This is a genomic window from Anabaena cylindrica UHCC 0172 (genome assembly GCF_034931625.1).
Classification (GTDB): domain Bacteria; phylum Cyanobacteriota; class Cyanobacteriia; order Cyanobacteriales; family Nostocaceae; genus Anabaena; species Anabaena cylindrica_A.
On the sequence record NZ_JAYGGY010000086.1, the window covers coordinates 76,173 to 82,178 of the forward strand.

Here is a 6,006-nt window from a genome sequence, read left to right on the forward strand (position 1 = left end):
CTTTTAAATTCTAGCATCAAGGAAGATGGATTTTTACAAGATTACAAAAACCTTAGATATGTAGGGGTTCAGCACTGCTAAACCCTTACCTATAAAATCAGCTTAACTTAATTATCAATACGGCCAAGTCCAATCGCGGATTTCTGGCATATCTTCGCCGTGTTTCCGGATATAGTGTTTGTGTTCAATAAGCTTATCTTGCATTTTTTGTTGCATATAAGCCGCTTTAGAACCTAATGTTGGTACACGATCAATGACATCCATAACTAAGTGGAATCTATCTAGATCATTCATCACCACCATATCAAAAGGTGTCGTTGTTGTTCCTTCTTCTTTATAACCACGGACATGAAGATTTTTGTGGTTAGTATGGCGATAGGTGAGACGATGAATTAGCCAAGGATAGCCATGAAATGCAAAGATAATCGGTTTGTCGGTAGTAAAAATTGTATCGAAATCTTTACTACTTAAACCGTGAGGATGTTCACTTTGTGGTTGTAGCGTCATTAAATTAACAACGTTGACAACACGCACTTTTAAATCGGGGAAATGTTGCCATAAAATATCTACAGCCGCTAAAGTTTCTAAGGTAGGAACATCTCCAGCACAGGCCATTACTACATCTGGTTCACCATCTTTATCATTACTAGCCCATTCCCAAATACCTAAGCCTTTGGTGCAGTGTTTAACTGCTGCATCCATGTCTAAATATTGTAATTCTGGCTGCTTCCCAGCAACTATGACATTGACATAATCACGACTTCTTAAACAATGGTCAGTAACTGATAGCAAGGTATTAGCATCAGGTGGCAGGTATACGCGAACAATCTCGGCTTTTTTATTAATTACATGGTCAATAAAACCAGGATCTTGGTGAGAAAAACCGTTGTGATCTTGTCGCCAAACGTGGGAAGTTAGCAAATAATTGAGGGAAGCAATCTTTCTTCTCCAAGAAATTTTATGTGTTGTTTTCAACCATTTAGCGTGTTGGTTGAACATGGAATCAATGATGTGAATAAATGCCTCATAACAGGAAAAAAAGCCGTGACGACCGGTGAGCAGATAGCCTTCTAACCAGCCTTGACAGTTGGTTTCGCTGAGGATTTCCATGACTCTTCCGTTGGGTGATAAATGGTCATCTTCGGGGAGAGTTTCTCCTACCCAGGTACGGTCTGTAACTTCAAATACCGAACTGAGGCGATTTGATGCTGTCTCATCGGGTCCAAAGACACGAAAGTTGCGGCTTTCTTGGTTGAGTTTCATGATGTCTCTCAGAAATTCACCGGTAACTTTAGTGGCTTGGGCTTTAACTTTACCTGGTTTGGGTACGGCTACAGCATAGTTTTCAAATTCGGGCATGATTAAATCACGCAGTAAAATACCGCCATTGGCGTGGGGATTATCACCCATGCGGCGATGTCCTTGGGGTGCTAGTTCTGCAAGTTCAGGAATGAGTTTACCGTTGCTATCGAAGAGTTCTTCGGGTTTGTAACTCTTCATCCAGTCTTCTAAAAGTTGTAGGTGTTCTGGCTTACCAGCTATATCACCAAAGGGGACTTGATGCGATCGCCAATAATCTTCTGTTTTCTTCCCGTCAACTTCCTTGGGGCCTGTCCAACCTTTGGGAGTCCGCAAAATAATCATTGGCCATTGCGGTCTTTCTTTGAAACCATGTATCCTGGCTTCTCTCTGGATACCTTGAATTTCTGCCACAATAATATCTAAAGTTGCCGCCATTTTTTGGTGGACTTCCGCCGGATCTGAACCTTCGACAAAGTAAGGTTTATAACCATAGCCGATAAACAGGCTTTCTAATTCTGCATGAGGTATCCGTGCTAATACTGTAGGATTCGCAATTTTGTATCCATTCAAATGCAGAATTGGGAGAACTGCACCATCAGTAGCAGGGTTAAGGAATTTGTTAGAGTGCCAACCAGTAGCTAAAGCCCCAGTTTCTGCTTCCCCGTCACCCACAACAGCCGCAACAATCAAATCAGGGTTATCAAAAGCAGCACCAAAGGCGTGAACAATGGAATATCCTAATTCTCCGCCTTCATGAATAGAACCAGGCGTTTCTGGGGCAACATGGCTAGGAATACCACCAGGGAAGGAGAATTGTTTAAACAGTTTTTGCATCCCTCCCGCATCTTGGGAGATATTGGGGTAATATTCGCTATAAGTTCCTTCCAAGTAAGTGTTAGCAACAAGTCCGGGTCCACCATGTCCGGGGCCAGCTATGTAAATTGTATTCAGGTCATACTTTTTAATGACTCGGTTCAGGTGAGCATAAATAAAGTTCAGTCCTGGTGTGGTTCCCCAGTGTCCTAATAGTCGGGGTTTGACGTGTTCTTGTTTGAGTGGTTCTCTCAGTAGAGGGTTGTCGAGGAGGTATATTTGCCCAACTGAGAGATAATTAGCTGCACGCCAGTAGGCGTTGATTTTCTGTAATTCCGTATCTGTTAAAGACTGTGTTTGTGGAGTGCTGGCTAAGGTCATATCAAACTCCAAAATGGTATTTGCACGAATGGTGTCAGTGTATTAGTTTGCTGACTCTGTGTCATCTTACCTGTGATTAATTGTTTCGATGAGAAGTTAAATATTTTTTTTATCTCACGCTTCAGACGCAGAGGTGCAAAGAGGAGGAAATGAGATTATGTCCTCTTTTTTCCATAGCTTCAGCTAAAATTTCATCAACTACTTCTGGAATATCGGCATATAATCCCATCAAGGGGTCTTTTTGTTCCTGAATTTTTGCTAAACGGGCAATTACTGTTGTTATCAATTCTGATAAGGTAGATTGATTGACTATCGCCAGGGTTTTGGCTCTTTCAAGTGTGAGTCTATCTAGTTCTAAGTTAATTTGTTCCATGATGATTTTGACCTCTATTTTATGATTTTATCTAATTGTATCATGGTAGATTGGGAGTAATTAAACCTCTTTTAAAAATACAGCAGGAGAAACATGAAAGAATTTAGCCAGTTTGTCTATGTGATTAACAGTCATTTGTTGTTTTCCACTGAAAACATCATATAAAATATTTTGTTCTTCAAAAATCGATATTAAAGCCTTTGGTTCTAAATTCAATTCTTCAAGTAATACTTTAGTCCACCAAAGCAATTAGTCGGTAATTATTACCACTAATATTAAAAACGGTAAAATTTCCAACTAAATCAGCCGATGGGAATACTTGACGTAATTGAATAAAATTCTCCCATTTAGGTTTTGCATCTTCCGATATATCCTTTATTGTATATGATAGTACATCATCTTAGTTAGAGATACAGAATGCGTGTCAAACTACGAAATTCGACTTCTTTATAAAATCAGGTATTTTAGGAAAATTTACTGATTATTATTAAATCTGAAGAATTACAAATTAACACATTACCCAAAACCGAAAAATGCAAATCGTTAAACGCAATATTGAATTAAGAGTTGATGATAGTTTAATGCGGGTTTATGTCGCATCTCCTAAACCAGAAGGGAAATATCCAGGAATTGTTTTTTACAGTGATATTTATCAATTAGGTGATGCCATAATTCGGTTAGTTAATTATTTAGCTGGATTTGGTTATGTTGTCGCAGCACCGGAAATTTTTCACCGCATTGAACCTGTGGGTTCTGTTATTGAACCGAATGATCTTGGGAGAATGCGGGGTAATGATGATGCACGACGGACGTTAATTTCTGAATATGATGCTGATACTCGCGCTGTAATTGATTTTCTCAAAAATGATAATTCAGTTATTGCTGATAAAATCGGCATTTTGGGTTTTTGTATTGGTGGACATTTGGCTTTTCGCGCTGCTTTTGAAAGTGAAATTGAAGCTTGTGTTGCTTGTTATCCTACAGGTATTCCTATCGGTAAATTAGGTAAAGGTGTGGCAGATACTATTCACAGATTTGAGGAAATTAAAGGAGAAATGTTGTTGATTTTTGGAACTCAAGATCCGCATATTTCTGAAAATGACCGACAAACGATAATTAATGCTTTAGAAACTGCCAAAATACCTCATCAATTTTTCTGTTATGAAGCGGAACATACTTTCATGAGAGATGATGGTTATCGTTTTGATGCTGTTGCTGCTACTTCAGCTTGGCAGGAAATTATCGCTTTCTTGGAGAGGAAGTTTAAAAGGTAATCATAAAGCCATACAATTAAGAAAATTGTAGGTTGGGTTGACGTTAGGAAACCCAACATTTACAGAATTTTGTTGGGTTGCGCTGTCGCTTAACCCAACCTACAAAAAATAGCGAAGGTATTGTAATTATTATGCTGTTTGCAAATTTGATTTACAGCTTCAGGTTTATGTGTTATTATAAATGAAACCAAGGCTTTGAAAGTTTCTGTTGAATTGAATAGTTCAAATTTCTGTAATAGGCAAAAAATAAAAAAAGATCGCTCCACTCCGTTACGCTTGAGAAGGGTAAAGAGGAAAAGAGCAGAGGTAAAAAGGACAAGAGTGCAAAGGGCTACTAAGACCTCCCAACAACGCAGACAACACGAAAACCAAAAATGAAGGTGCGGTTATCGCGGACGTAGTAGTTACGATACGCGGAACGGCAGATACTAGGAATGTTGATCCAAGAACCACCCCGCAGCAGACAATATTGATTATCATTCTCATTTATCCATGCACTTCCGTCAGTAGGCGCTCCTTCATAGTTGTTATGCCAGGTATCAGCGCACCACTCCCAAACATTGCCGTGCATATCATGTAAACCAAAGGCGTTGGGCTTAAAAGTTCCTACTGGCGTTGTTTTTCCTCGAAATTCTCCCTTCGGGGCATTACCATAAGTGGCATTACCGTTATAGTTTACCACATCTGTGGTGATTGTGTCACCAAAAGCAAAAGGTTTTGCCGAACCAGCACGACAGGCATATTCCCATTCAGCTTCACTGGGTAGGCGATATTTTTTTCCTGTCCTATTAGACAATCTAGCACAAAATTCAACCGCATCGAGCCAAGACACTTGCTCTACTGGTAGTTTATCACCTTTGAAATGAGAAGGATGTGGATCTAATTCTCTTGTGACTTGAGGAAAAAAACCAGCAACTTTTTCCCATTGTTCTTGGGTAACAGTGTATTTCCCCATATAGAAAGGTTGTAAAGTTACTTGGTGTCTAGGACGTTCACTATCACGACTACCTTCCTCTTTTTCTGGTGCGCCCATTGTAAATGTACCACCAGGAATATAAATCATTTCTAACTTTACACCAAAACCCAAATCTTCGATAATTGATTTTTCATTATTTGGAGAAGTTTGAGTTAATTTATTTAACTTCTGCTGACGCTCAATAATTTGTTGTTCAATTCTCTCAATATCACTATTATATTGATTAATTAGACGTGGATTTGTTTCATTACGTTTCCTATCTTCAAACTCTTTAAGTAGTTGATAATCTTTTTTTAATTCTTCTTCCAAATGCTGACGCAAATCCACCTTTTACTTTCTCCCTAGTTTATTCATAACTAACTCTAAAGCTGACTTGATATTAAAACCAGTTCCCAATTCTAGTTCACCTTCATAATTAATCAGAAAAGGAACAAGAGGTAAAGTAACCGTAATTTTATGTTTAGCATCTAATTCAGGAGATTTAATAATTTCTGCAACTTCCGCTTGACTACTAGGTGGTAAAGAAGGTATGCGTTCTTCTAACACTGCCAACATTTGCAGCATTTCCGACTCAGATACTTGATTTGCTACTACTGCATTTAACATATTTTCTGCAAAAGCTAATTGTGTCTGATTTAGCTGTTCAATAATAACTCTGAGGATGGATTGTTCAGCAGCATTATAACGGTTTAATAGAGAATCCTGATTAACAATGACAATATTTAATTTTGCGTCTATTTGCTGTAATTGATTTTCTACTAATTGCAGTTGATTTCCTACTATCTGCATTTGCGGTGCAGATGTTACAGCTAACTGCTGTTCTAGTTCGGTGCTGACGGGATGACAAAAATGGTTAAAATGCAGACAGAATAAGCCTCATAGCTCTC

At 38.7% G+C, this 6,006-nt stretch carries 7 protein-coding genes; 1 reads left to right on the forward strand and 6 read right to left on the reverse strand.

Annotated features, from left to right (window positions below; genetic code table 11):
- Positions 1 to 114: 114 nt before the first annotated feature.
- The 4 genes from VB713_RS18365 to VB713_RS18380 all read right to left on the reverse strand — a co-directional run bounded on the left by VB713_RS18365 (position 115) and on the right by VB713_RS18380 (position 3,248).
- The gene (locus tag VB713_RS18365; protein WP_323312953.1) at positions 115 to 2,496 is read right to left on the reverse strand and encodes a phosphoketolase family protein; all 2,382 of its coding nucleotides are present in this window, start codon (positions 2,494 to 2,496) and stop codon (positions 115 to 117) included.
- A 121-nt stretch (positions 2,497 to 2,617) separates the two neighbouring features.
- On the reverse strand, positions 2,618 to 2,869 hold the full coding sequence (locus VB713_RS18370; RefSeq protein WP_323312954.1) for a hypothetical protein: 252 nt from the start codon (positions 2,867 to 2,869) through the stop codon (positions 2,618 to 2,620).
- 60 nt (positions 2,870 to 2,929) lie between these two features.
- Positions 2,930 to 3,085 carry a hypothetical protein gene (locus tag VB713_RS18375; RefSeq protein ID WP_323312955.1) on the reverse strand — a complete coding sequence of 52 codons (156 nt, stop codon included), beginning with the start codon at positions 3,083 to 3,085 and terminating at the stop codon, positions 2,930 to 2,932.
- Positions 3,086 to 3,101: 16 nt separating this feature from the next.
- Positions 3,102 to 3,248 carry a type II toxin-antitoxin system HigB family toxin gene (locus VB713_RS18380; RefSeq protein ID WP_323312962.1) on the reverse strand — a complete coding sequence of 49 codons (147 nt, stop codon included), beginning with the start codon at positions 3,246 to 3,248 and terminating at the stop codon, positions 3,102 to 3,104.
- A gap of 154 nt (positions 3,249 to 3,402) precedes the next feature.
- Between VB713_RS18380 and VB713_RS18385 the strand changes: the two genes are divergently transcribed.
- Positions 3,403 to 4,143, forward strand: a complete 741-nt coding sequence (locus VB713_RS18385) for a dienelactone hydrolase family protein (protein ID WP_323312956.1) — start codon at positions 3,403 to 3,405, stop codon at positions 4,141 to 4,143.
- Positions 4,144 to 4,477: 334 nt separating this feature from the next.
- Here VB713_RS18385 and VB713_RS18390 read toward each other — a convergent pair whose 3' ends face one another.
- Positions 4,478 to 5,446, reverse strand: coding sequence for an SUMF1/EgtB/PvdO family nonheme iron enzyme (locus tag VB713_RS18390; RefSeq protein WP_323312957.1), 969 nt, complete (start codon positions 5,444 to 5,446; stop codon positions 4,478 to 4,480).
- A 3-nt stretch (positions 5,447 to 5,449) separates the two neighbouring features.
- Positions 5,450 to 5,908: a hypothetical protein gene (locus VB713_RS18395; RefSeq protein ID WP_323312958.1), complete on the reverse strand. Its 459-nt coding sequence runs from the start codon at positions 5,906 to 5,908 to the stop codon at positions 5,450 to 5,452.
- Between the last annotated feature and the right edge of the window lie 98 nt (positions 5,909 to 6,006).